The sequence below is a fragment of the Nonomuraea sp. 3-1Str genome, assembly GCF_031570565.1.
Taxonomy (GTDB): domain Bacteria; phylum Actinomycetota; class Actinomycetes; order Streptosporangiales; family Streptosporangiaceae; genus Nonomuraea.
This window is the reverse complement of the sequence record NZ_JALHBK010000007.1, coordinates 14,348-39,191: the sequence shown is the minus strand read 5'-3', so window position 1 is coordinate 39,191 and position 24,844 is coordinate 14,348. Positions and strand designations below refer to the sequence as shown.

Below are 24,844 nucleotides of genomic sequence, written 5' to 3'. Positions count from 1 at the left end.
GAGCCAGCGAGGCGTGCACAACTCAGTGACGCGGCATGCGAGCCGCTTCACCCCTCATCCCCGGAGAGCACATCAACGCCCCCCTCGGCGATCGCACGCTCCTGCTCCCGCTCCCGGCAGACCTCCCACAACCAGGTGTCCACCCACTCCCCCGGGCACTCCTCTTCCTGAGCCCCGGCAGCACCCTCCATCGCCTCACCCGAGCTCCGCCGCTCAGCGACCCCCGGCGACATCGCATCCACCCCAACGGGAGCCGTCCGCCCCCCACGCGATGAACGCCCCACCACACCCAGATCAGGAACGGAGGAAACAGACATGACCTCCGGCACCCGATCCACCTTCACCTCAGACCGAGAGCGCCCCCATACCGGAGCCGGAACAACCCGCTCATACCGCCGCTCAGCCCGCTCCGGAGCCGGCAACAACACGGCCTCCACCACCACGTCGCCACCGTCAGCAGCGACCCTCATCTCCTGCCTCACGCCGGCACGCTCGTACCCGCTGAGCTCACCGGCCAGCAACCCACCCGCCAAGATCACAGGCGCCACCAACGCCACCCCCAACACCACGGGCCGCCGATGCACGTCCTGCCGCCGCCTTCTGGTCACCCGCCCGACGTTAGCCACCCCCGCCCCCACCCCACCCGATCACCGCCATCCCTTTACGCCTACTCACACCACCCATGACTTCGCCACGCGGTGGGACCCACCGAGCGGTCCGCTCACCCACCAGGAGCAGACGCAGCGATACCGCGGCCGCGACCCGCCCGAACCCACATCCCATGCTCATGACCTCAAAGTCACCCGCCCCCACGGCCCACACAGTGCCGGACTTTCGCTAGGCTTACGGGGTCCGCCTCCGTAGCTCAGGGGATAGAGCACCGCTCTCCTAAAGCGGGTGCCGCAGGTTCGAATCCTGCCGGGGGCACTCTTCTCGACCAGGCATTTCGCCCTCCGACCTGTGGTTTCACGGCCGCAGGTCTTCTACTTGTCGGACCCTTAGTAGGCCACCGAAGGCACCCCTAGGCAGCCATAAGACCATGATCACGGGATATGTGCGGGATGATCTTGGTGGCGTCTTCCCAGCTCACCTGGTTCATACGCCCGTCCCCTGCGTGCAGGGTACAGGTAGCGCGCACTAGCGGGTTCGTTGCAGTTTGCACACATGCCGGTGCGACGTGCGGTGAGTGGTTCACCATGGCGGCATGGTGACGTGGAAGAGCCCTGGGCTGTGGATCTCGCTGACTGTTGGCGGGATCGTGGTCGGCGCGCTGGGTGTGATCTTCATCGTGCTGGATCTGGAGGAGGCCGATCAGCTGGCCAGCGTGGTCGGTGTCTTCATCGCCCTGGCCGGGCTGGGGATCTCGGTGTACGGAGTCGTCCTGGCCCGCCGCAGCGAAGCTTCGAGCGCAGATTCTTCCCCGGCAAGCTCTCCGCCCTCGGACACAGACGCCGTCACGGCGCGTGGTGAACGACCGGTCACGATCCGGAACAACTCCGAGGTGATCCGAACCGGCGACGCCGGGCACACCACCACCACTGGGGCGGGCGACACGAGTAACACGATCAAGGGCGGCACCTTTCATGCGCCCGTGATAATGGCCCGGGACATCACCGGCCCGCCCGCAGCTCAACCGCTCCTGCCTCCTGCCTCGTCTTCGGACGGTCCGGATGTCCCAGAGCAGCCTCGGTGAGCGAGTCGCGCATGGCGAACGAACAGGCAGGGAGTGATGCCATCCGCAACGAGATCACTGGCGGAACGTTCTACGCGCCGGTGACCTTGGCGCGCGACGTCACCGTGCAGGTCCCCGGTCCGGCCCTTCAGGCATTGGCGGGCCTGCCGGCCGCACCAGTTGGCTTCGTCGGCCGCACCTACGCCCTAGAAGAGGTGCTGGACTTTCTGGACCCGGCAGGCGGAGGAAGGCCGGGCGTGCTGGTGTCGGCGGTGGCAGGGATGGCCGGGGTCGGCAAGACCGCGCTGGCGCTTGTGGGTGCCCATCGGGCGATGGAGCAGGGCTGGTTCAGCGGCGGGGTGTTCTTCATCGATCTGCGCGGCTACACCCTCGACCCTGGCGAACGTGTACCCGCCGCGACCGCGGCAGGGCAGCTGTTGCGCGCGATGGGCATCCGCGACACCGAACTTCCGCCGAGCGGCGAAGAGCAGTTGGGCTTGTATCGATCGCTGTTGGCCGACCGGGCTCGCCAGGCGTTGCCGGTACTGGTGGTGGCCGACAACGTCGCCGTCACGGGCCAGGTCGAGCCGCTGCTGCCGGCACAGCCGTGCCACCGGCTGCTGATCACCTCCCGGCACACCTTGACCCTGCCTGCCCACCTCGTCGACCTGGCCGTCCTGCCTGAAGCAGAGGCCCTCGGCCTGCTGCGCACCGCCCTGCAGGTGGGCCGACCTGATCCGCGCGTCGACGCCGAGCCCGGATCAGCAGCGGAGATCGCCCGGCTGTGCGGGCAGTTGCCGCTGGCGTTGCAGATCATCGCCGCCCTCCTACGCGCTGAACCCAACCGCCCACTCGCCGACATGGCCACCGAACTCGCCGATGCCCGCCAGAGGCTGGATGCCCTGGACAGCGGCGACCGCGACCAACGTGGCCGCCCGGTGGGGGTACGTGCAGCGTTCGACCTGTCCTACCACCACCTCCTGGCCGACCAGCCCGAACAGGCCCGGCTGTTTCGACTGCTGCCCCTCAACCCCGGCCCGGACCTCTCCACCCGGGCCGCCGCCGCCCTGACGGGCACCCCGAAGCCGGTGGTGCGTCGGCAACTGGCCGCGCTGGCCCGGGCGCACCTACTCACCGCCCCGGCCACCGGTCGATGGGGTATGCACGACCTCCTCCATCTCTACGCTGACCACCACGGCTACGTCCAAGCAGACGACGACGACCGCGAACAGGCGCTGGAGCGGTTGCTGACCTTCTACCTGCACACCGCCGACGCCGCTAACGATCACCTGTGCGCTCTGCCCGGTCAGTCCGTCCCGGACAGCTTCACCGGACGAGACGATGCCATGGCATGGTTCGATGCTGAACGCGCCAATCTGGTCTCCGCCGTTGGCCTTGCTGAAGCCTCTGGCCGTCATCGCATTGCCAGCCTCCTCCCGGCCTGCCTGAGCGAGTATCTGTCTTGGCGTCGCGCATTCGACGATCTTCTGAGCATCCACTCCACCGCTGCTACTGCTAGCACCCAGCTCGGCGACCTTCGCAGGGAAGGCGCGGCACTGAACAACCTCGGCATCGCCCTTCGCCACGTGCGGCGCTTCGACGAGGCCATCACCGCCCACGAAGACGCCGCCGCCATCTACCGCGACCTCCGCGACCGCCACAGCGAAGGCGCCGCGCTGACCAACCTCGGCCTCGCCCTTCACCAAGTGCGGCGTTTCGACGAGGCCATCACCACCCTCCAGGACGCCGCCGCCATCTACCGCGACCTCCGCGACCGCCACAGTGAAGGCGCCGCGCTGGGCAACCTTGGCCGCGCCCTGCAAGAGATGCGGCGCTTCGACGAGGCCATCACCACCCTCCAGGACGCCGCCGCCATCTACCGCGACCTCCGCGACCGCCACCGGGAAGGCACAGCGCTGAACAACCTCGGCATCGCCTTTCGCCACATGCGGCGCATCGATGAGGCCATCACCGCCCACCAGCAAGACCTACAAATCCGCCGCGACCTCGGCGACCGCCACGGCGAAGGCACGGCGTTGGGCAATCTTGGCATCGCCTTTCGCCACGTGCGGCGCTTCGACGAGGCCATCACCGCCCTCGAAGACGCCGTCACTATCTACTGCGAGCTCGGCGACCGCCACCGCGAAGGCCTGGCGCTGGATGGCCTCGGCATCGCTCTGCAAAGGGTGGGCCGCTTCGATGAGGCCATCACCGCACACGAGGACGCCGCCGCCATTTGCCGCAGGCTCGGCGACTGCCACGGTGAAGGCCAAGCCTTGAACAATCTCGGCCTCGCCCTGCAAGAAGTGGGCCGCTTCGATGAGGCCATCACCGCCCACCAGCAAGACCTACAAATCTGCTGCGACCTCGGCGACCGCCACCGCGAAGGCCAGGCGCTGACCAACCTCGGCCTCGCCCTTCGCCACGTGGGGCGTTTCGATGAGGCCATCACCGCCCTGCGGAACGCTACCGCCATTTACCGCGACCTCAGCGACCGCCACGGCGAAAGCAGAGCGCTGACCAACCTCGGCCTCGCCCTACTGCAGATGGGCCGCCTCGACGAGGCCACCACCGCAATAAAGCAGGCCGTGGCCAGGTCTGAGTCTATGGAAGGCGATCGCATCCGCGATATCGCGTAAGCCCCCCGAGGATCAGTCGGCATGCTGGAGGTCGAGTGGCTGCAAGCCCATCAGGTGGCGCCGTCGAACTCCAGCACACACACCGCACCCTGGCCGACTTGGAGACGCGATGCTCGCGCTTATCGCAGTTCTCATACACGAGACTCCAGCAGCTTTTGTAGGAACTCCTGCGTCGTCGGGTCGACCGAGTACACAGCGGTGCCCATCATGCCGCGAGTCAGGAGCACCTTGTAGGTGTTGCGGATCAGTCTGTCCGCCTGTTCGTCACTGACCTTCTTCCGCATAAGTTCCGGGTCCTTGCTGGCACTGCGGACGGTAACCAGCCTTCCATCTCGATAGACCAGATCCGGGCCGAAGATGACGCCGTTCCAGTCGTACTCGAAGCCCTGGGCGGTGTAGACGCACCCCACCTGCTCGAACCCGCCGGGTGCGGTGGCCCACAAAGCGCTGGCCGGAGCGTTTCCCACAGCCCTGTCACCCTTGACGTTCCACGGCCGCGCCCAGTCGCCGACCCGCACGTCTGCGACCAGGCTGTCGTCCCCGTTCGGGGCACTCCAGGGCCAGCAGAACCCCGCCGTCATCCGTGCCGAGTGCCCCGCGTCCAGCCGGCTCCTCAGCAGGGCTTCCAACTCGTGGGGCGACTCGGCGAGGGAAACGGTGAAGTGATCGTCATCTGACCATGCCTCCGGAGCGTCGCCGTCCAGGCCCAGCAGCCGCAGCACCCACTGCTCGTACTTGCGGCTCCCACCGCAACGGAATTGCGCGTCCAGATCGACCTGGTGTACGGCGAGGCCGAGACCATGGGCGTGAGCAGTGATGTCAGCGACCCGTCCCATCTCACCCGGCCGTACCACCTGATGCTCATCCAGCAGGAACACCGGCACCCTCGCCGCAGCAATCAGTTCGTCCAGCTGTGGCCGGCCCGTCCGCTCGGTCGACTTGGTGAACCGGTTGGCCGAGGTCTCGCGAATGCGGTGGGCCTCGTCGCAGATCAACACATCGAGTTCGTTGGGGTTGGCAGTCATGAAGTTGTTGAAGTACTTGAACATCGCCTTCACCTGTGTCGAGCCCTTGGCAACGACGCGCCTCATGGTCTCGGTGAAGGAGCGCGAACCGGTGGCATGCAGAGCGGAGTAGCCGCGGTCGGAAAGTTCGCCCAGCAGGGACAGTGCAATGACGCTCTTGCCAGAACCGGGGCCTCCCGTGATGATCACCACTTGCTTCGAGTTGCCCGCCCGTGCCTTCTCCACCGCGTGCAGCACCATCTCGTACGCCAGACGCTGCTCGGCCAGCAGGCGGAACTGATCGCGATTCTTGATCTCACCTGCGGCGACCTTCAGCAGCTGCTTGGACGGGCGGATGGCACTGGAGAGCAGGCGATCGGCCGCCGCAGCCCCGGACTCGGGCGCGAACTGGGCCTTGAGGTAGTCGACGAACTGACCCCGACGGGTCTTGCTGAAAAGCCGGGTGCGCTCGTCTTCGACGTGATCGTAGAGATCGTGGATGTCCGGATCGCTGGCGTTGTGCAGGTAAGCGACCCCGCGCACCGCGTTCTGGTGTTGGTCCAGGGCCCCGGCGAAGTCGGCCAGGTATTCGCAGTAGCCCCGCACCTGCAAGACCGGGTGAAGCTTGGGCCGGTGCCCCATTCCCGACACCAGAACCATGTTGGCGTCGTCCTCGTACAGCTCGGCCTGGCTCCACTGCTTGAGCTCGACGATCAGGTAGGAGTCCGCTCCCGTCCGCCGGTCGCGTCCAGCGAGGATGACGTCAGCCCGCTTGCTGGTTAACGGGAGCTGGTACTCGATGAGCATCTCGACGCCACCCAAGCCGGCTTCGACCAGGTCCCGGGCCAGAATCGGGATGCTCCGATCCCAGGACTTGCGTTCACTCCTGCCTGGATTGATCCCTTGGGTGGCGCGCAGGTAGTCGGCGATCAGATCACTGAGGATGCGCTCGGGCACCGACTCGGACACCAGCTGGACCAGACTTTCCGCCGAATGCCGGAAAACGGCCACGGATCTACCCCCAGGCAGCACGAAAGACTCGTGCGGTATGGGGGCGTGTCCGCCATCAGAGCGGAAGCCCGTCGGGCCGCATCACCGATACGTCCTGAGATTACCGGGATCTTCACTCATTCCAGTCCCCGATCAGGCAATCGAGAGCCTTCGATACGGAGCGGATCGCTGCGCATGGAGCGGGGAGGCCCGCATCGACCATGACCATCGGGCATGCCGTACCAGCCTCGCTCGCCCGTCGACTTGATCAGAAGCTTGTCCGCTGCTGCTGGCGGCACTTTGGCAGAGTGCCCGCGCGGCGACTTCGCAACGCCGCCCGCTTTCATCGCTGGAGGTGATTGATGGTTTTTCAGGCGTTCCTCATGATCGCCACTCTTATAGGAGCTGAAGCGCCCACACAAGGCATGTGGTCACGGCTCAACGTCGCGTCACGCAGTACTCCAGACCAATCCGGGCAATTCGGTTGCTGCGTTAGATCGAGCGCAGTCCAATGGCCTCACGTCTTGGTCTCAAGCTTGATCGATCGCACCCAAGGAGTCAGCATGACCCGGGAGCAACTGGAGCAGGCAATACGTCGAGCCGAGGAACTTACCGATCAAGCCAGGCCCGGCCTCGACCGCGCGATCGCCCACATGGCGCAGAACGTCTGGACTGGCCCGGCCGCCCAGCGCTTCGCTGACGAGCTGACCGCTCAGCGCCACGCCCTGATCGGGGCGTGCGCCGGTGCGGTGGAAGAGCTTCGGGCGTTATTAGCCCGTACGCCGGCGGACAGCCCCCGGTAACCATGGGCCAACTGGAGGGCATGGTCCCCGAGGGAGTCCGCAACCTCAAGGACGCGCTGCGCCAGGCCGAATCGTCGCTGGACTCCATCGGCGAGGAGTTATGGGGCCTACTGCGGGGCGCCTGGCTGTCGACCGGCTCGGCCGACACGATTCGTCGAGTAGCGGCGTGGGCCGGCACTCAAGGCCCTGAGATCAATAAGCGGCTGCTGCTCCTGGAACGCATGGAGTTGGACAAGCCAGAGCTGTTCGGCGCGGGCAAACCGCCGATCTCCGTCGACGACTCCCTCTTCGCCCCTGGAGCGGTTCTCCCAGTGACAGGCGGCTTCTGGGACCGCTTCGGCCAGAAGCTGCAGGACTCACTCGATCCGAATCTGAACTCCGGCGACCCGCTGACAGAGCAAGCCAAGGGTGCCGTGGAGAGCGTGGCCGGCCTGGGGAAGATGGTGATCGACTTCTCCCCCAACCGGGCGATCTTCGACTTCATGGGCTGGCAACGCAACATGAGCGACCTGGCCCAAGCCCTGATCCAAGGCGCTCAGAACCCTGCCGAGTTCGCCAAGTCGGCACTGGACTGGGATACGTGGACGTCCAATCCCGACCGGGCGTTCGGCCGGCTGATCCCGGACCTCGTGGCAGCCGTCACAACAGCCGGCTCCAGCGGAGCAGCGTCAGGAACTGCCAAGGCCGTGGGAGCCCTGGGCAGGGCGGCCAAGAACGTGATTAAGCCCAAGCCGTCGACCTCGCTCTCCCGCATCGAAGAGCGCCTCTCCGGCGAGAATGGCCTGATCGCCGCCTCCCCGGGCCAGCCAACGATGGCGGGGGCGAATCCTCTGGACGACGCTTTACGGCACACCAGCAACGCCGAAGGACGCGCATGGGCCCAGGAGAACCTGCCATTACCGGACCTCACCACGGAGGAACTGCGCGCACTGCGGTTCTACGGCGGACACGGCTATCTGGAGATCAACCCAGCCTTACGAGCGAAGGCTGCTGATCCTGATGTTGTTTGGTCTCCGGACGTAACCAACCAGATCTCCGCCATAGATCAGGCAATCGCCAAATCTCACCTCCCATCCGATATCGTCCTGCATAGAGGCGTCGGCAAACGGCTCTTGGACTCGCTGAACGTCGATATCAACTCCGTCGACGAAATGAAGCGACTGCGAGGTCGCGTCATCACCGAACCGGGATACATGAGCACGAGCGTGGGCCGGCGAGCCGGGTTCGATGGAGAGGTCCGCATGATGTTACGGGTCCCTAAGGGACACGAAGCACTCAACATGTACCCCATCACCGAGCTATCTGTGGAACGAGAAGTACTCTTGCGCCGCAGCACTCGGTACATCGTGCGCGGTGTGTACCGTAAAGATGGCCAGTGGTACTTGGAAGCGGACGTCGTACCGGATGGCTGGACCAAGCCGCCTGGCTGGGACGCTCAGCCGTCCAGGGATGCTGACCTCGGCTGGAAAGGACCGTTAGATGACTGACACCCCGAACCTTCCTCGATTTCACGATGCCACCGCTATGTTCGCCGACGAGAACGACTCCTACGACTTCAAGGCCAAAGGCCAGGTACGGCGCGCCCAAGTATATGACCGGAGGGGACGGTTGCTCGGAGATGTGTGGACGGATGACCGTCAAGCCGCGGGGTTCAGCATCATCGACGACCCTGAACCGGACATGGGGTATGCGGAAAGCCGCATGGATCGAATTCTCACCGAGGCCTACAAGGCGGGAACCCCCGCCAGCCAACTTCTAGATCCAGCCTTGTACGCACCGGACTTCGAGTTGCGTCTCACACCGTGATGCCTGGAGTCGTCCAGACGTGAAGTGGCCCCGGGCGAGCCGGGGCCGAAGGGCAATGAGCTAACCCCTATGTGCGCAGGGCATCGTGGATCTTGCTGTTGATCTGCTCTCGCTGGCCGTCCAAACACTTGGCATAGACCCGCAGTAGTACATCAACGCCGTGGCCGGCGCGCTTGGCGACTTCAGGGGCCGGAACGCCTGCGTTCAGCCAGAGGGAGACCGCCGCATGGCGGAGGTCGTACGGTCGAGCAGCCAGCGACGAGGCGACCTGTTCCGGAGTGAGCGCGAGCTTGCGCGCCTCCTGCCAGACATAGGAGTGCGCCGAGCTGGAGTAGGTGCCGCCGGTGCCTGTGCTGAAGATCCTGCCGTCCTTGGCGGTACCGTACCTCGCAATGTGTTCGCGGAGCATGGCGACCAGGACCGGCGGAATAGGGATCTCTCGCGTCTCCTTGTCCGCGCGGTGCTTCAAGCTCCGCGACTCGTGAGTCTCGCCGGAGTTCGTCCAGCGCTTCGTGCCCTGGGGACGCGCCTTCTCAAGGACGATCAGGCCCCAGCCTGACTCCGGCAGCGTGCAGTTCCTCAGCCGCAGATCGGCCGCCTCCTCCGGCCGGAGGGCGGCGTAATAGATGCACGCGAACAACGCTTGAAGCCGCGCACCTCGCTTGCGGCCCACCTTGGGAATGGCATCGAGGAGTCGCCGTGCCTGGGCGGGGTTGACCACCGTGCGGGGATCTATGACCGTCACGGCCTTGGGTACCGTCCATTTGATCCCGTCCAGTGGATTGCTGCTGAACACCTTTTCCTCCACCGCGTGCTCCAGAAGGTGATGAAGGATGGCGCGCTTGCGCCGTACCGTGTTGGCAGCCGCCGGAGCACCGGCGAAGGTGACCGAGATAGCGTCCAGCGCCGTGCGGAGAACATGTGCCTCTCCGAGTGCCGACAGCGGAAGGGATGCCCTTTCCAGCCAGCTCAGCGCCGCAGCCTGCGGCGTAGTCAGTTCGACTCGCCTTTCCTTCGGCAGGAGGACGTGAGTCTTGAGGACCTCGCGTAGTTCATCCGCGGTGGGACGACGTGGCGCGTCGGCGACCAGAGCCGGGATCAGCGTCAGGAGGGCGTACGCGTCAGTCTCGCGGGTCCGGGCCGCCGAGGTGTTCCAACGCCGAAGCACGTACGCCTGGACGAACTCCAGGAAGGACGGTCCAGAGGCTTCGGGCGCGAGCATCGATACCGGCAAGCCGGTGGCGGTGTCGAACTCCTCCCCAGCCTTGGCCGCCTGGCGCAGGTCGGACATGAAGGCGTTGGCCAGGCCTTTGGTTCGAAATGTCTTCGACCTGTCCTTGCCTGCCACTCGCCAGCGCGCGATGTATGCGGTGGTACCGCGGTTGGAGCGCTGCTGAACCTGGCCGATCTGAACGTAGTAGGTGGTTTTCACTTACCCTCCCGCCGTGAGTCGAGCCAGTTCATGAGGTCGCTCCTCCAGACGCGGAGTTCGAGATTGGGCAGTTGGATGCAGGCCGGCGCACGGCCGAGTTCGCGCCAGCGGTAGAAGGTGCGACGGGAGACTCCACCCAGTTCGGCACAGACCTCCGGGACGGTCAGCAGTTCGTCACGGCGGCTCATCGGGCATCCCCCGCCATGTCGGGGACTCGAGATCCCGTTATCGCGGCCGCGATGATCTGGTCTCCGAGGCTGTAGCCCTTACCTGCGTAGACCCACTCGCTGATCACGAGGATGGTGTCCTCTTCGAAGAGCGGCAGCCGGCCGGTGGTGATGCCGTCATCGCGGGCGTGCTGCTCGCGGGCAGCACGGAGGTCACCGAGGGTGGGGCCGTAGTGGCGACTGCGGGTGGAGAAGTGGCCGCGGAAGCCGAGCATGTGGGCCCATTGGGTGAGACGGAAGTCGGCCAGGTCTTCGATGGCGCCCAGGCGGAGGCATTCGGTGATGAGGCGTTTGGCGTGGTCGCGGAGGTTGTAGGCGTCGAGGTTGTCGAGTGGGTTGATGCGGCGGTCTAGGGTGCCGACGCATTCGGCGGCTTTGGTGGCGTACTTGGCGATGTAGCCGGCGACGGCTTGTTCGGTGAGGTCGCCGGTCAGGGTGATGGGGCGGATGTCGAGTTGGGTGCCCCACTTGAACAGGCGGGCGGGTTGATCGTCGTAGGCGGGGGCCAGGGCGCTGACGACTCGGGCGGCGTGCCGTACGGCGTCGGTGAGGGTGTCGGCGGTGGCCCAGGCCGGTGGTGGTGCGGTGGGGCCTCCGGGGCCGTCGAGGCGGATGACTGCGTGGAAGTGGACGACGCCGCGCCGCTGGTATTCGGCGACCTTGGCGAAGGAGACGGTGAGGTGGTGGCGGAGGTCCTTGAGTGTCAGGCCGCCGAGTTTGGCCAGGTGGCGGCGTAGGGAGTCGGCGAAGCGCTTCCAAAGCAGTGGGGCCAGGGCGTTGAACAGAGCTGAGCCGGTGTAGTCGTAGCAGTGTGGGCAGAGCGGTTCGCCGAGGCGTGGGTCGTCGGGGCTGTGCTTGGTGGTGCAGGACATGACGCGACCGTGTGGGCAGGTCTCGGCGTCGCGGCGGGGGTGGCAGGGCAGGACCTTGCCGCCTTGCTCGCGGCGGGCGTGCACCGTGCCGAAGGAAGGGGCGGTGAGGGTGACGAAGAGCGTGGGGTGCGTCGCGACTATCTCGGGGACGCCTTTGCCGCCGGTCAGGCCGGCGCGGATGAGGTGGTAGGTGTCGGCGCGGTAGGTCTCGGCGCAGGCGGGGCAGCGGGAGGCGCGGCGGGTCTTGCAGGGCAGGCGCAGGACCCCGCCGGGTTCGGTTCGGGTGGTGTAGCGGTGCAGGAGCCGGCCGGTGGCGCGGTCGTAGTGGTCGACCTTGCCGCGCAGGTGGATGGGTTGGCGGCAGCCGCCGGTGCGGTGGATCTGGGCGGCCCAGCGGTCGTAGTCGGGGCTGTTGAGCCGGGCGATCATGCCCGCTTTGGCGTGCGCGGTGGTGTGGGTTGCAGGCAAGATGGAGACCTCCTTTCACTCGTTCGGGTGAGGGGATGGCCCCCGACCTGGCGTGTGTCTTGGCGGATGTGCGGCCAGGCCGGGGGCGCTGCGCTTATTGGGCGCCGTGGTTGTCGATGCCGGTGCCGTCGCAGTCGAGGCAGCGGGCGTTGTCGGTGGTGATGCCAGTGCCGTTGCAGGTGCAGCACCGGTAGTGGACGATCGCCGGGTCCTGTTCGTCCATGGCGGTCAGGTCCGCTCGCGCGGGTGAGTGGTGACGTAGATGCGCCAGTGGCGGGGCTTGGCGCGGTCGGGGTAGGCGCGCGAGACGCCGGAGACGGTGAAGTTCAGGCGGAGCCGGAAGAGGGCGTCGATGAGTTCGGCGCGGGTGCCGTCGAGGCGGATGCGCATGGCCGGTTTCTCCTTTCGTCGGTCAGGCGGTGTGCAGGGTGTGGAGCAGGTCGTTGGCGAGCTGGTTGGAGATGCCGAGGCGGGTGCGTAGGGCGTCGCGGGTGATGGGTGCGCCGTGTCGGGTGTGGTGTTCGTCGGCGATGCGGCGGGCGTAGTCGACAAGGGCCGGGGCGGGGCCGTCCTTACGGACGTCCTTGACGTCTTCGGTGTCCTGGCGGGACACGGTGGGAGCCGGTGCGCATGACGAGGCAGGGACGAGCGCTGTGGACGGCGCAGAGGCCGGGGTGGGTTCGGAACGGGTGCTGGTGGTGCGGCGTTCGAGCATGGAGACGGCGATGAGGAACGCGCCGGCCGGGGTGGCGGCGGTGATCCAGCCCCACACGGTCGGGTCGGCTTGTTGCAGGTTGGCGGCCAATGAGAGGGCGATGCCGCCGGTCAGGACGAGAGCAGGCCAGGACAACCGGCCGCGCCGTACGCGGCTGGTCTTCTTGTCGCGTTGGCGTTCGCGGGCGGCCATGACGCAGGTGAGGTCGATGCAGACGGCGACGGCCCAGGACATCCAGCCGGTCTGGCCGTGTTCGGTGGCGGTGTCGCGGATGTGGGTGAACGATCCGGCGCCGGCGATGGCGGCCAGGACGAGCACGGGGCCGGTGTCGAGGAGCCAGCTGGTGATGCGTCGCATCGTTCCTCCCTTCGTGGGTCAGGCGTTGGCGTGTTCGGGTAGGTGGGTGATGATCTCCGCCCAGGGCGGGGTGAGGTGGGCGTACGTGTGGGCGGCGTGTTCGGCGGTCTGTTCGCTGACGTAGAAGGAGCGGGCGCGGTACCACTGGCCGTCCTGTCCGGCGACGATGGCGACGCCGGGGGTCTCGGCGGGGATGGCGCGGGCCGAGGCGAGCGCGGCCGGGTCGAGGTCGCCGAGGGTCATGGTCGCGGTCTCCGGGTCGTTGACGCGGTGGCAGATCCGGCCGGAGCACTGCGCACGGAGGGCGGTGACGCCGGGGCCGAGGTCGGAGCCGATCCGTTGGCCGCAGCAGAACAGGTAGATGCCGAACGCCCGCCCGAGCTGGGCCACCCGCAGCAGGGCGGTCGAGGTCCTGGCGATCTCGTCCTTCTCGGACTTGTCGGCCATCAGGTACAGCTCGGCCAGCTCATCGACCAGGACCACGACGGGCACCGGCCGTAGGGCGGGTGGTAGTTGCCAGATGTTGCGGGCGGAGGTTTGGCGGCAGACGCCCATCCGGTCGAGCATGAGCGCGACCAGGTCGTCCAGGAGGCGGCCGGCTTCGTCGCGACAGGTGGCCAGGGCCGACAGGCGGGGCGCGTACGGGGTGAACTCCACCCCGCCCTTGAGATCGATCCCCACCAGCGCCACAGGCTGCGGAGCCAAACCGACGATCAAGGCGTTGGCGAGGTTGGACTTGCCGGACTGTGTTGCTCCGGCGTTGAGCCAGTGCGGCACGGTGCGGAAGTCGAGCACCCAGGGCTTGCCGGTTTCCAGCCGGCCGACGGTGACCTTGAGCAGGTCGGTTGAGGGCGGGAGTTGGTCGACGGTGACGAGCGGGTCCCGCATGGTCGCGGCCAGCACGACCCGTCCAGGGCCGGGTGAGGACACGCGGATCGCGTGGACACCCCAGGAGTGAGCGAGGCGTTCGGCGGCGTTGGCGTAGTCGCCGGGTGTCTGTCCTTCGAGCGTGTGGACGGTGACGCGCCAGCCGTGCCGTGTCGGCAGGGGCAGCCACATGAATGGCTTGGTGTCGACGGCGACCCGTTGGAAGCGCCGCTTGACCTTGACGATCCCGGTCGAGGCGACCAGGCCGGGAACGGTGGTGAACCACCAGCGCTGCCGCTTCTTCGTCAGCCCGCACCCGAGCGCGATACGCCGCCAGGACGTACGGACCGAGACGGCGGCGATCGGGAAGGCGGCGATCAGCCAGAACGACGGGTAGTGGAAGCGGCGCCAGGCCCACAGCCCCACCCCGATCAGGGGCAGGACTGCGAGCCAGTGCAGCAGGTCAGACACCGGCGGCCTCCCGGTCCGGGAGCAGCGCCGAGGCGCGGTAGGAGATGCCCCACCGGCCGGACATCTCCCAGACGTAGCCGACCAGGCCGACGGCGTTGACCGGGTCGCCGGCGGTGATGGGCGGCTCGCCGGTGATGCCGATCTTGACGAGTTCGATCCGGCCGAACTCGTCCTCCACAGAGACGGTGACCTCGTAGACGGTGTTGCCGTTCTTGTCGGTCTTGATCTCGCCGGTGTCCCGGTTGAGGACGCGCGGGCGGGGTGCCTTGACGCAGGTGATGGTGAGCTTGCCGGTGTCGACCGGGATCGGGATGGTGCGCATGGCGTGTGACCTCCTTATACGTCGTAGCCAACATAGTTAACCTAGTTGGCTGAGTTGTCAATGTTGGCGTGGCTGTCTTGGTGTGGTGAGATTGACGCGATGGTCAAGCACACCGGGCGGCCCGGCTACCTCCAGATCGCCGACGATCTCCGCGCCCAGATCCGCGGCGGCGCCCTCGCGCCCGGAACCCCGCTGCCCTCCACCGCCCAGCTCGCCGAGGAGTACGACGCCTCCCTGTCGGTGGTGAAGATGGCCGTCGGCATCCTGCGCAACGAGGGCCTGGTGATCGGCCAGCAGGGCAAGGGCGTCTTCGTCCGGGACACGAGCGACGCCCCGGCCGCCGGCGACCTGGCTGGCGAGGTCGCCGAGCTGCGCACCGCCGTACAAGACCTCTCGGTGCGCCTGGCGAAGGTCGAGGAGCAGTTGGCTACGTCCACTGCACGCCATCCCGCACGTGGCAGCCGGTGACCCTGCGCGCCAGCGACGCCGACACGCCGGTGACCTCACGCCGTAGCGTCATGGCCCTGTCCTGACGCCGGATGCCGACCAGGACCGTGACGTAACCCACCAGCAGCGACACGCCGAGCAGGCCGGCGACGATCAGCGGGAGCCAGCTCACGTCCAGCTCACCCCCGCCGCGGCGACGGTACGGGGACCGCGCGGGGGACGCCGGGTGGTGGCCCGCCGCCGCTCGCGCCGGTTCCTGGCCCGCTGCTTACGCGTCCAGCGCTCGCGCGCCATGCACTTGGAGCACCGCACCTGACCGTCGGCCAGCGCGTTGCCGCACTCGCACGAGGGCGTCTCGTCCAGGAAGCTGATCATGTTCATTGGGGCATCTCCTCCTTCGGTTGGGGGCCGTTGTGGCGTTGTGCAACCGAGGATGCGACGCAGAGTCAGGACGAGATCACTACACGACGGGACATGTTCAAGACGTCCGGCCTACGATGTGCAGGTCCCCGGACGTCCCGACTGGGCAGGTGAGATGGCCAACGAACGGCTACGCGCGGCGCTCCTCCAAAAAGGCGTGACCATCGCCGACCTGGCCGACGCGATCGAAGTCGACCCCAAGACCGCCGAACGATGGGTCACCCAGGGCCGCCAGCCCTACCGAAAGCACCGTTTTGCCACGGCTTCCTACCTGGGCGTGGACGAGACGTACCTCTGGCCCGACGCCCTCACCCGCGACCAGGTCGCCGCCGCCTCGCAAAGCGAAGTCCTCACGATCTACCCACACCGATGGGCAGTCCCCAGGGACATCTGGGGACGCCTCTTCTCGGGCGCATCTGAGGAGATCGACGTCCTCGTCTACAGCGGCCTGTTCCTCGCCGACGACGCCGGCCTGATGCGCATGTTCGGCGACAAGGCCCGCTCCGGGGTACGGGTCCGCGTCCTGCTCGGTGACCCCGACAGCCACGAGGTCTCCCAGCGCGGCGCCGACGAAGGCATCGGCGACAGCATGGCCGCCCAGATCCGCAGCGCCCTCGTCTTCTACCGGCCCATCATCGGCCTGGACAACTTCGAGCTCAGGCTGCACGACACGATCCTGTACAACTCGATGTACCGCGCCGACGACGAATACCTGATCAACACCCACGTGTACGGCACCCGCGCCGGCAACGCCCCCGTCCTGCACCTACGCCGCGTGGCCGGAGGCGACATGGTCGCCACCTACGCCGAGAGCTACGAGAAGGTCTGGGCCAAGGCCACCCCGGTAGAGTCCTGACCATGGGCCAGCGCATCGACTTCCACCATGACCCTGACGCGCCCAAGCCCAACAGCCTGGTGCCGTCGGTCAACGTCATCGTCACCAACGACGCCGGCGACCTGCTGATGATCCACCGCACCGACAATGACAACTGGGCCGTCCCCGGCGGAGCCATCGACCTGGGGGAGTCAATCCCGCAGGCAGCCGTGCGCGAAACCCTCGAAGAGACCGGAATCACCTGTGAGATCACTGGCCTCGTAGGGACCTACAGCGACCCCGGCCACGTGATCCTCTACACCTCCAACGGCGAGGTCCGCCAGGAATTCTCCATCGTCCTCACCGGCCGCCCGATCAGCGGCGAACCGACCCCGAGCGACGAATCCCGCGAGGTCCGATGGGTGCCTCGCGAACAGGTCCCCTCCTTGCGCATGGATCGGTCGATGAGGATGCGGATCGAGCGTTATCTCTCGGGGGCGTCGTCGCCGTACATCGGCTGAGCCCGGCGCTCATCCAAGAAGAGTCGCCCACGAGGCAACCACTCATTCACCATGCCCGTCATGCAACTCTCGGCGAACGCGCACAGTTCGTCCATGTATGCCTTCTCCTCAGCAGGAACGAGCTCTCGCACCGCCGATCTCTCCCACAGGCCTTCTGGGGCAAGGAATCGAGCGGCGTGATTCGTTCCACGGCGCTCATCAAGGTGGAGGAGAGCGCCCATCGCATCGTCCTGGTCGTAGCGACAGTCCAGCTGGGGAAGATACCGATCGAGATAAGCGGCCAGGAGCGCGGCGTCTTGCTCTTCGGCGAACCTCGCCAGCGCGAAGCAGTATGCCCCACCCGCGTAGACCATCTCGCTCTCCAACAGCAGCGTTCCGAGCCGTTCCCGGAACCGCGTCCGCCGGTCGAGACCGATCAGCCAGGCGGCGGTCATCCGAGAGCGCCATTCGAAGTCCAGCAGCATCTCAAGATCATCATCCGCGATCCTTCGCGCATCTCTGGCCAGCAACCGCCCGAACCGGATCAGCTTTCGGTCAGGCAGCATCATGAAGGAGCCCATGAGATGCATGTACCGCGGTCTCCCGCCTGTCTTCGCGCCGACGTAACGTCGGACGACGGCGACCTGCTTGAGCTCGGACAGGGCCGGTAACCACATGAGGTCATCATGCCGGGACCCTTCAGCCAGGAACCTCCCCAGTCTTCGCAGCCAGGGCGGTCTCGACGGCCTCGACAGCAGCCAGGATGCACGGCGTAGAGGCCCCGATCGAGCGCGAGACAAGATGCTCAGGGCCGTAGCGCAAGTGGATCTCGGCCAGCCGGTCCCGCACGTCCAGGTGCCGGCCGTCCGGATCGGTGGTCATATCGCAGTAGGTCAGCGCCCGAGCCAGGTCAGGCCGTTCGGCGTCGAACTCCGCGGCCAGGACGTCGAACAGGCCACGCTGTCGAGCCTCGTTGTCCGCACACGAGTGGTAGGCCACCAGTCGACACAACCGACCCTCGGCGCCGGCCACGTCGCGCAGATACCGGGCCCCGTCGAGCTGATGCATCCCGGTGGCGACCAGGTCAGGGGCGTACCCAATGTCATGCAACAGCGAAGCGGCGATCAACGTGTCTGTGTCCGTGCCGAGGATCGGAGCCAGCGTCTCAGCCTGCTCGGCAACCCCCTGCGTGTGCGCCCACCGCCGGGGCAACGCGCTTGCCAGCAGGACTTTGGCCAGCCCGTACGCCCACTCAACATCTCCCACGAGCCTCACGATAGGCATCCTGGGCCTAGCCGGATCTAGTGGGCGAGATGAGACGTCCCAGGACGTCTTACTCTTCACCGTGCCGATCGGCTTCTGAACGGACGAACCGGCCGCGGCCGTGCTCGGCCACGACCAGGCCCTCCCGCTCCAGCACTGCCAACGCCTGCCTGACCGTGTTGCGCGAGGCCGTGAAGCATCGCCGTAGCTCGGCCTCGCTCGGTACGGCGGCACCCGCAGCAAGCTCCCCACGCTCGATCTGCCCGCGCAGCTCAGCGGCGATCACCTGATACCGATACGGCGCCGCCGGCCCCGCCCCGCACACCACCCGTCCCTTGGACGGAACGGTGACCAGCAGCCCTTCGTCCTCCAGCATCGCCAGCCCCCGCCGGACCGTGTTCCGAGCCACCCCGAAAAGGCGGCCCAAAGCCGTCTCCGAGGGCAGAACGCTGCCCGGCGGGAACTCACCCGAGATGATCCGCTCCCGAAGCCGGTCGGCGACCTGCGTGTAGACCCGCCCACCAGTCAGCCACCGCCCCGAGGACACCCGATCAGCCGCGGTAAGCATCGAGCATCTTGTTGAAGTCGATGCTGAGCTCCTGCTGCTCGCCGTCGGGCCACCCGTCGCGAGCGGCCTGCTCGATCCGATCCACCGCGGCGGGCATCTGAAGGAAGGAGACCCGCTCGTCGCCCTGGTCGCCCCAGTAGAACCAGCAGAACGGCAGCTGCACGAACACCCGCCGCATCCTGTACCGGCTGTCGGTGACGTCGAGGGCCGGCCGCTCGTCCTGGGCCACGACCAGCACCGCCGTGATCTCCCGCCGTGCCAGCTCCTTGCCCAGCGCGGTCAACAACCGCTCCGCATACGCCCGCTGCTGCTCCTTGACGCTCTTGCTCGTCTGCATCCTCGTCCTCCCTGACGCTCCCACTTCGGTGTACGCGTCGAGGGTCGCCCGAAGGTCAGGGGCGGGAACACCACAACTTAGGGACGTCTAGGGACGTCTGATGTATCGTCGCAGGACAAGACCGTTTCGCGAGAAGCAGGCGGGTCCTCATGAACAACAACCTCCGCTACGCCCTGGCCGCCGCCCGACTCACCACCACCGACGTCGCCGCCGCCTTAGCAGTCGACCCCAAGACCGTCGCCCGCTGGCTTGCCGGCCGCACCCCCTATCCACGCCACCGCTGGGCCATCGCCGACCTCCTCCACATCGACGAAGCCGACCTGTGGCCCGAAGCAGCCCAGCGACACCGAGCACTCGCCGACGGAGTCGAAGCCATCTACCCCCACCGCTGGAGCGTCCCCCAAAGGGTTTGGCACAACCTGTTCCAAGGAGCGACCGAGGAGATCGGCATCCTCGCCTACAGCGCCCTCTTCCTCGCCGAAGACCGCGGCCTCATCAACACCCTCGCCACCCGCGCCAACGCAGGCGTCAAGACCCGCATCCTGCTGGGAGCTCCCGACAGCGCCGAAGTCGCCGGCCGAGGAACAGACGAAGGAATCGGCGCCACCGTGATGGCCGCCCGGATCCAGAACGCGCTCACGCTCTACAGCCCTCTCTTTGGCCTCCAGGGCGTCGAGATCCGGCTGCACAGCACGGTGCTCTACAACTCCATCTACCGCGCCGACGACGAGCTACTCGTCAACACCCACGCCTACGCCACACCAGCAGCCAACGCCCCCGTCATGCACCTACGCCGCACCGACGAACATGGACCAGCAGCCGCCTACCTCACCAGCTTCCGGCGCGCATGGGACACCGGGCTGCCCTACCGTCACAACACTTGAGCCGCCAGCGGGACCAGACGCAGCAAGATCAGAAAGCAACTTCTCTGTACGTCATCAAGGGCAGCCCGCCTGCGGCGGCCTGCCACGCGCCTGGGCGGTCACTGGCCGCGCTGCGGCTCTCCGGCCGGTCGCGGCCAGGACCGCCCGACACGCATCCAGCGAAATAGGCGACTCACAGAGCTCTTTCCAACCTGACGGCGCTGGTCACGACCGGTGTGCGCAGAGCGGTGGCGGATGAGAGGAGGCTCCCGATAAGACAGCAGTCGACCAAGATCCGATGCCCCAACCGGGAGCCTCGTTGCTGTCTTACCGTGCCTCGATACCGCTGTCCAACCACACCCTCATCCGCCTGGCTGAGCTCATCCGCACGCAGCGTGCCGAACGCCGCTCGCGGTGGCGGCGGTTAGACCCGGCTCAGCAAGCGCTACTGGTGCTGGCCCACCTGCGTAACGGCGACACCTACGCACGACTGGCCGCCGGTTTCGCGATAGGCACCACCACGGCCTGGCGGTACGTCCGCGAAAGCGTCGATCTGCTGGCCGCGTTGGCCGATGACGTGGACGCCGCCGTGAGGCGGGTGTCCTGGCTGGCCTACACCGTGCTGGATGGCACGCTCACCCCCCATAGATCGTCTGGCCGACGAGCGGCCGTACTACAGCGGGAAACACAAGCAGCATGGGATGAACCTGCAAGTGCTGGCCGATCCCGTGGGCCGGCTGGTGTGGGCCTCTCCTGCACTTCCGGGCGCCGTTCACGACGTCACCGCGGCTCGGACGGTCGGCCTGATTGATGCCCTGACCAGCGCCAGCGTGAAGACCTTCGCGGATAAGGGCTACCAAGGCGCGGGCGGCGCTATCCGCACGCCGTTCAAGCGTCATCACCACCGTCCATGGCTGTCACGCGGGCAGCGAGAGGTCAACCGCTCGCATGCCCGCATCCGCGCCATCGGTGAGCGCGCCGTCGCCACCTTGAAGTCCTGGAAGGTGCTCACCAAGCTCCGCTGCTGCCCTCATCGCGCAACCGCGCTCGTACAGGCGATCCTCGTGCTGCAGTTCGTCGAAGAGGGCCGTTTACTCAGGATGAAAAAGGCTCACAGAGAACACGGAACAACGCATCACCAGTTAAAGCGCACCATCAAACGGTTCCACGATGCCATTGATGAAATTTCTCTCACTTGGGAGTAGAGCCCTTAGAAGTGGAATTGCAGTGCCCAGTAGCTCAAATATATGAAACTTAGCACCTGCTCGCCCGGCGGCAAAGTTCTTACTATAGTCGCAGCGTAGCTGGCGAGCCCCAGAGCCGAGTGGCACTACAGCAGCGCGAACGATAGCATCCGACCCGAGAACCCCTCCTAGCTCCTGAAGCATATTGTCACTGACAATATTGGCATCATTAGAGGATTTATAATCCAGCTGGCGCCCCCCTGTAACCTCTAGCGTAACTTCCGATATCCCGATATTGCCCTCATTTGCTCGACTAACCAGCTCCCGCAAAGTAATATAATCCTCTTCGCCGACCCTGTCCGCAGCGATGGCCGAAACAGAACCTGGCAAAAAATGCGCGCTATAGCGTTCGGTGGACATTGTCAGGCATCCTGCTTTAACCAGCCATCGGTGAGTTGGATAACCGTGCTCCTCATCACGGTGACTGACTATCTGACAACTTCTAGCTCGCAGTCGATCCAAATTTGCCAAGATAAGCTGCTGTAGACCATCCGAAGTGGCAGGTACGTCCGCCTCACACAGCCTCTCGAGCGTTAAATTCGCACCTATACGCCTCCAGAATTCACTATCTTCGGTTATCGCAATATCTAGCAAAAGCCGGAGCGCAGATGCATCCAGAATTGCAGTAATAGCAGTCGTACCCGGGAAATCTGAAGCCGGCGCCCCCGACCCAAGCCAAATGGCATGGAGCAGACGTGTCAGTTGATCAGCACGATGGATATCCATCAGTACCGCAGCTACATCAATCGCTCGCCGCGTGATATAAGAATTAGCCTTTTGTGCTCCAACGAATCCCAGACCGATGGTATGAGAGGTCGCCCGTGCGCGCTGCTTTGTAACATAACCACGGCCACCCTGCAGGACCGCTCTCGAAACTAGGTTTCGAATGGACCGCTCTCGGCTAGCGCTACCAAAGGCAACGACGGTGGGAGGGTCAGCAACGAGCGTATTACTTTCGCTGGCTTCCCGATCCAAGTCTTCGCCCCCATTGCCGGGCACCAGTGGGAGCAAAGGCATAAAGATCGGACCGACGCCCGACACGACCGCTATATCCTCCCTCAAATAATTGAGGTTAGTACTTGTGCGCAAATACACATGTCGCGTCGAACGGTCCGTCGGCCATCGAAGTACCAAGTCTGGAGCGAAGGTATGATTGAAATACTCTGTTGACTCGATGGCCACCCCCGCATCCGTTTCTTTAATTCGCTCAATTACGGCATTCTTGATCGATGCCATGTTTTGCAATGGTTCATTTGATGCCAAATTGGCTACTATAGACGAGAACTCATCCACTAAAACTCACCTTCCTTAATCTGGTGAGCTACAATTAAAGCCCTATGCTCGCGCGTGATTACCAGCTTCTCTTGCTTTTCAGAGAGAACAAGCAACCACATTCGGCTCGCAACGTCCTCTACAAGAGAGTCATCTATAAGAGACCGCGCAGCATCGATATCCTCATGCCCAAAGACACGCTTGGCATTACGAGGTATAAGTAGCCCAGCCCTCACCGAATCAGCAGAGCACAAATCTGCCCACCTTGTTACGCGGAAAGGATGCCATGTGATCCACATAAAGTGATCAGCTAGCCGTGCATGATTCTTACGAGTCACATAGCATTTGGCTACCCAGTCATCGAAATGTGTGCCTTGATCGGAGTCACCGGTATAGTTTTTACATTCGGCTGCGAAGAATTGTCCTTCAAATTCGCCACCAGTAAAGATTCCCCCGATATCAAAGGAAAATGGTTGACCACCGTAGGGCCAAGTGAACTCGAGCCGTGAGGCATGCACCTCATCTTCGTTCGTCCACGACGAACGCACCCGGGTTGTGGAATCAAGCCAACGCTTCGCGCGTCGAGCCCCATCTGCACCTTTGATGTGCATCGCCTCGCCTGGCATCCAAGAACTGTAACGCGTCCCAGCAGGTACGTCAGCTATAGATATCCACCCCGGTGGCCCTGTTTGTCCGTTATCGTAGTTAAACGACTGGCCGTACACGTTCGCGTGGCGGGGCATATGGTGACGTAGAGGTGTGCGAGCGCGGAGTCGCGAGCAATATGTACACGCTGGTGCGATGTCACCGGCCAGCGGAGCGTTCTCCGGCTGGGGATGCTACCTGGACCGCAGACAGATCAACTGGCTAGTGCTGTGACCGGAAATGATCACCGGGTTGGCGCCTGAGGCGGTCCTGCCACTTGGATGGTGCTGATCACCACCGATCAACATGCAGGAGGCCAGGTGACGCAACCGGTCAAGGTCCGCAGGCTCACGCACCAAGAGCACGACCAGCACGGTCCGCTACCGGCGGGCGATGATCCTGCTGGCCGCGGCCGGCGGCAACACCGTGCCGGTCATCGCCCGCCTGGTGCAGGCCGATGAGGACACCGTGCGCGATGTGATCCATCGCTTCAACGAGATCGGGCTGGCCTGCCTGGACCCTCAGTGGTCGGGAGGCTGTCCCCGCCCACTGAGTCCTGATGACGAAGAGTTCATCGCGGCGACGGCCACCACCCGCCCCAGCAAGCTCGGCCAGCCGTTCACCCGCTGGTCCATCCGCAAACTTCTGCACTACCTGCACCGACTTCCCGGCCGCAGCCTCACCATCGGCCGGGAGGCGTTACGCAGCCTGCTGGCCCGCCACGGCATCACCTTCCAGCGCACCCAGACCTGGAAGGACTCGCCCGACCCGGACCTCGACGCCAAGCTCGAGGAGATCGACTACGCCCTGACGCACGGGCCGGAGAGGACCTTCGCCTTCGATGAGTTCGGGCCGCTCGGCATCCGACCCACCGCCGGCTCGGGCTGGGCGCCCTCTGGTGAGCCCGACCGACTGCCGGCGACCTACCGCCGCACCCAGGGCGTGACTTACTTCCACGGCTGCTATTCGGTCGGGGACCACCTGTTGTGGGGCGTCAACCGAGCCCCAAGGGCATCGACCACACCTGGGCCGCCCTGAAGTCGGTCCGCGCCGTCCGACCGGACGGCGCCCCCATCTACGTGATCCTGGACAACCTGTCGGCGCACAAGAACTGGCGCATCCGCTCCTGGGCGAACAAGCACAAGGTCAGGCTGTTGTTCACGCCGACGTATGCGTCGTGGGCCAATCCGATCGAGGCGCACTTCGGTCCGTTGCGCCAGTTCACCCTGGCCAACTCCGACCACCCGAACCACGTCGTCCAAACGCGGGCCCTGCGTGCCTATCTGCGCTGGTGCAACGCTCACGCCCGTTACCCCGACGTGCTGGCCGCCCAACGTCGCGAGCGGGCCCGAATCCGCAGTGAGAAGGGCCTCCGCTGGGGCGGCCGACCTCTCGCATGCGCGGCTTGAAAAGCTCACCCAACCCGGTGATCGTTTCCGGTCACAGCACTAGGCTTTCCGCGCCGCCTTCGCAGCGACTCCTATGGTGATCTCCGATGCATGCTCTGAGCGTCTGCGAAAGACCTCGCCACAGGACCAGCAGACCGCCAGGGTCTGGAGCCGCATCCGATCACGAGTACTACCCCCAGGAACTGGTCTGACGTGCTTCCTCAGAAGTTGCCCACGATGGAGCTCGTCGACCTGAGCCGGCATGGCGCCCACTCGGCCTGCCAGATGGTCACGGATCCCGATCCAGCCGCGCATGGTCACTGAGATGCTGCAGGTTCAACTGTGCCAGGGGAGACTCTTCAAATTGTCAGTGTCCTGTTCCAGACTGTTATGCGCAAGGTAGGGCTCAAGGGAGGTCGGTCGAGTGTGGAGGGGTTA

At 65.5% G+C, this 24,844-nt stretch carries 27 protein-coding genes, 1 tRNA gene and 2 pseudogenes; 12 read left to right on the top strand and 18 right to left on the bottom strand.

Going from position 1 to position 24,844, the window contains the following annotated elements:
• Positions 1–47: 47 nt before the first annotated feature.
• A complete protein-coding gene (locus MTP10_RS13725; RefSeq protein ID WP_310709530.1) occupies positions 48–608 on the bottom strand; it encodes a hypothetical protein in 561 nt (186 codons plus the stop codon).
• 246 nt (positions 609–854) lie between these two features.
• Between MTP10_RS13725 and MTP10_RS13720 the strand changes: the two genes are divergently transcribed.
• From MTP10_RS13720 to MTP10_RS13710, 3 genes are all read left to right on the top strand, one after another.
• Positions 855–927, top strand: a tRNA-Arg gene (locus tag MTP10_RS13720).
• Between the two features lie 277 nt (positions 928–1,204).
• Positions 1,205–1,693, top strand: coding sequence for a hypothetical protein (locus MTP10_RS13715; RefSeq protein WP_310709529.1), 489 nt, complete (start codon positions 1,205–1,207; stop codon positions 1,691–1,693).
• The gene (locus MTP10_RS13710) at positions 1,690–4,311 is read left to right on the top strand and encodes a tetratricopeptide repeat protein (RefSeq protein WP_310709528.1); all 2,622 of its coding nucleotides are present in this window, start codon (positions 1,690–1,692) and stop codon (positions 4,309–4,311) included. Before MTP10_RS13715 ends, MTP10_RS13710 begins: the two co-directional genes overlap by 4 nt.
• Positions 4,312–4,442: 131 nt before the next feature.
• On the opposite strand, the gene MTP10_RS13705 is transcribed toward MTP10_RS13710, so the two are convergent.
• On the bottom strand, positions 4,443–6,326 hold the full coding sequence (locus MTP10_RS13705) for a DUF2075 domain-containing protein (RefSeq protein WP_310709527.1): 1,884 nt from the start codon (positions 6,324–6,326) through the stop codon (positions 4,443–4,445).
• 542 nt (positions 6,327–6,868) lie between these two features.
• Here MTP10_RS13705 and MTP10_RS13700 point away from each other — a divergent pair.
• The 3 genes from MTP10_RS13700 to MTP10_RS13690 are packed head-to-tail and all read left to right on the top strand — an operon-like array spanning position 6,869 to position 8,914.
• A complete protein-coding gene (locus tag MTP10_RS13700; protein WP_310709526.1) occupies positions 6,869–7,108 on the top strand; it encodes a hypothetical protein in 240 nt (79 codons plus the stop codon).
• 2 nt (positions 7,109–7,110) lie between these two features.
• Positions 7,111–8,595: an ADP-ribosyltransferase gene (locus MTP10_RS13695; protein ID WP_310709525.1), complete on the top strand. Its 1,485-nt coding sequence runs from the start codon at positions 7,111–7,113 to the stop codon at positions 8,593–8,595.
• Entirely contained in the window at positions 8,588–8,914 is a 327-nt protein-coding gene (locus tag MTP10_RS13690) for a hypothetical protein (protein ID WP_310709524.1), read from the top strand. Before MTP10_RS13695 ends, MTP10_RS13690 begins: the two co-directional genes overlap by 8 nt.
• A 67-nt stretch (positions 8,915–8,981) precedes the next feature.
• Here MTP10_RS13690 and MTP10_RS13685 read toward each other — a convergent pair whose 3' ends face one another.
• From MTP10_RS13685 to MTP10_RS13650, 8 genes are all read right to left on the bottom strand, one after another.
• Complete coding sequence (locus MTP10_RS13685; protein ID WP_310709523.1) at positions 8,982–10,346, bottom strand: tyrosine-type recombinase/integrase; 1,365 nt, start codon at positions 10,344–10,346, stop codon at positions 8,982–8,984.
• Positions 10,343–10,534, bottom strand: coding sequence for a helix-turn-helix domain-containing protein (locus MTP10_RS13680; RefSeq protein ID WP_310709522.1), 192 nt, complete (start codon positions 10,532–10,534; stop codon positions 10,343–10,345). The genes MTP10_RS13685 and MTP10_RS13680 overlap by 4 nt, the downstream gene beginning before the upstream one ends.
• The gene (locus tag MTP10_RS13675; protein ID WP_310709762.1) at positions 10,531–11,874 is read right to left on the bottom strand and encodes a replication initiator; all 1,344 of its coding nucleotides are present in this window, start codon (positions 11,872–11,874) and stop codon (positions 10,531–10,533) included. Before MTP10_RS13675 ends, MTP10_RS13680 begins: the two co-directional genes overlap by 4 nt.
• 133 nt (positions 11,875–12,007) lie before the next feature.
• Positions 12,008–12,136 (bottom strand): hypothetical protein, encoded by a 129-nt coding sequence (locus MTP10_RS13670; protein ID WP_310709521.1) that lies wholly within the window; start codon positions 12,134–12,136, stop codon positions 12,008–12,010.
• Positions 12,137–12,141: 5 nt separating this feature from the next.
• Entirely contained in the window at positions 12,142–12,303 is a 162-nt protein-coding gene (locus MTP10_RS13665; protein WP_310709520.1) for a hypothetical protein, read from the bottom strand.
• A gap of 22 nt (positions 12,304–12,325) precedes the next feature.
• Positions 12,326–12,985: a DUF2637 domain-containing protein gene (locus MTP10_RS13660; protein ID WP_310709519.1), complete on the bottom strand. Its 660-nt coding sequence runs from the start codon at positions 12,983–12,985 to the stop codon at positions 12,326–12,328.
• Positions 12,986–13,003: 18 nt separating this feature from the next.
• The gene (locus tag MTP10_RS13655; protein WP_310709518.1) at positions 13,004–14,323 is read right to left on the bottom strand and encodes an FtsK/SpoIIIE domain-containing protein; all 1,320 of its coding nucleotides are present in this window, start codon (positions 14,321–14,323) and stop codon (positions 13,004–13,006) included.
• Positions 14,316–14,645 carry a hypothetical protein gene (locus MTP10_RS13650; protein WP_310709517.1) on the bottom strand — a complete coding sequence of 110 codons (330 nt, stop codon included), beginning with the start codon at positions 14,643–14,645 and terminating at the stop codon, positions 14,316–14,318. Before MTP10_RS13650 ends, MTP10_RS13655 begins: the two co-directional genes overlap by 8 nt.
• A 99-nt stretch (positions 14,646–14,744) precedes the next feature.
• On the opposite strand from MTP10_RS13650, the gene MTP10_RS13645 reads away from it, so the two are divergent.
• Complete coding sequence (locus MTP10_RS13645) at positions 14,745–15,113, top strand: winged helix-turn-helix domain-containing protein (RefSeq protein WP_310709516.1); 369 nt, start codon at positions 14,745–14,747, stop codon at positions 15,111–15,113.
• Here the strand turns inward: MTP10_RS13645 and MTP10_RS13640 are convergent.
• Positions 15,073–15,264, bottom strand: coding sequence for a hypothetical protein (locus tag MTP10_RS13640; RefSeq protein WP_310709515.1), 192 nt, complete (start codon positions 15,262–15,264; stop codon positions 15,073–15,075). The genes MTP10_RS13645 and MTP10_RS13640 overlap by 41 nt on opposite strands.
• Positions 15,261–15,473 carry a hypothetical protein gene (locus tag MTP10_RS13635; protein WP_310709514.1) on the bottom strand — a complete coding sequence of 71 codons (213 nt, stop codon included), beginning with the start codon at positions 15,471–15,473 and terminating at the stop codon, positions 15,261–15,263. Before MTP10_RS13635 ends, MTP10_RS13640 begins: the two co-directional genes overlap by 4 nt.
• A gap of 154 nt (positions 15,474–15,627) precedes the next feature.
• On the opposite strand from MTP10_RS13635, the gene MTP10_RS13630 reads away from it, so the two are divergent.
• Both MTP10_RS13630 and MTP10_RS13625 read left to right on the top strand, forming a co-directional pair.
• Complete coding sequence (locus tag MTP10_RS13630) at positions 15,628–16,368, top strand: XRE family transcriptional regulator (protein ID WP_310709513.1); 741 nt, start codon at positions 15,628–15,630, stop codon at positions 16,366–16,368.
• A gap of 2 nt (positions 16,369–16,370) precedes the next feature.
• Entirely contained in the window at positions 16,371–16,847 is a 477-nt protein-coding gene (locus tag MTP10_RS13625; RefSeq protein ID WP_310709512.1) for an NUDIX domain-containing protein, read from the top strand.
• On the opposite strand, the gene MTP10_RS13620 is transcribed toward MTP10_RS13625, so the two are convergent.
• The 4 genes from MTP10_RS13620 to MTP10_RS13605 all read right to left on the bottom strand — a co-directional run bounded on the left by MTP10_RS13620 (position 16,811) and on the right by MTP10_RS13605 (position 18,994).
• Positions 16,811–17,503: a DUF6000 family protein gene (locus MTP10_RS13620; RefSeq protein ID WP_310709511.1), complete on the bottom strand. Its 693-nt coding sequence runs from the start codon at positions 17,501–17,503 to the stop codon at positions 16,811–16,813. The genes MTP10_RS13625 and MTP10_RS13620 overlap by 37 nt on opposite strands.
• A 22-nt stretch (positions 17,504–17,525) precedes the next feature.
• A complete protein-coding gene (locus tag MTP10_RS13615) occupies positions 17,526–18,092 on the bottom strand; it encodes an HD domain-containing protein (protein WP_310709510.1) in 567 nt (188 codons plus the stop codon).
• Positions 18,093–18,159: 67 nt separating this feature from the next.
• Complete coding sequence (locus MTP10_RS13610) at positions 18,160–18,657, bottom strand: GntR family transcriptional regulator (protein ID WP_310709509.1); 498 nt, start codon at positions 18,655–18,657, stop codon at positions 18,160–18,162.
• Entirely contained in the window at positions 18,641–18,994 is a 354-nt protein-coding gene (locus MTP10_RS13605) for a hypothetical protein (protein ID WP_310709508.1), read from the bottom strand. Before MTP10_RS13605 ends, MTP10_RS13610 begins: the two co-directional genes overlap by 17 nt.
• A 149-nt stretch (positions 18,995–19,143) precedes the next feature.
• On the opposite strand from MTP10_RS13605, the gene MTP10_RS13600 reads away from it, so the two are divergent.
• The gene (locus tag MTP10_RS13600; protein ID WP_310709507.1) at positions 19,144–19,878 is read left to right on the top strand and encodes an XRE family transcriptional regulator; all 735 of its coding nucleotides are present in this window, start codon (positions 19,144–19,146) and stop codon (positions 19,876–19,878) included.
• 298 nt (positions 19,879–20,176) lie between these two features.
• Positions 20,177–20,948: pseudogene (locus MTP10_RS13595) on the top strand (transposase family protein); the annotation flags it as partial.
• A 51-nt stretch (positions 20,949–20,999) separates the two neighbouring features.
• Here MTP10_RS13595 and MTP10_RS13590 read toward each other — a convergent pair.
• Positions 21,000–22,394, bottom strand: coding sequence for a hypothetical protein (locus MTP10_RS13590; protein WP_310709506.1), 1,395 nt, complete (start codon positions 22,392–22,394; stop codon positions 21,000–21,002).
• Positions 22,394–22,999 (bottom strand): hypothetical protein, encoded by a 606-nt coding sequence (locus MTP10_RS13585; RefSeq protein ID WP_310709505.1) that lies wholly within the window; start codon positions 22,997–22,999, stop codon positions 22,394–22,396. Before MTP10_RS13585 ends, MTP10_RS13590 begins: the two co-directional genes overlap by 1 nt.
• Before the next feature lie 376 nt (positions 23,000–23,375).
• Between MTP10_RS13585 and MTP10_RS13580 the strand changes: the two are divergent.
• Positions 23,376–24,427, top strand: a pseudogene (locus tag MTP10_RS13580) (IS630 family transposase); the annotation flags it as partial.
• Between the last annotated feature and the right edge of the window lie 417 nt (positions 24,428–24,844).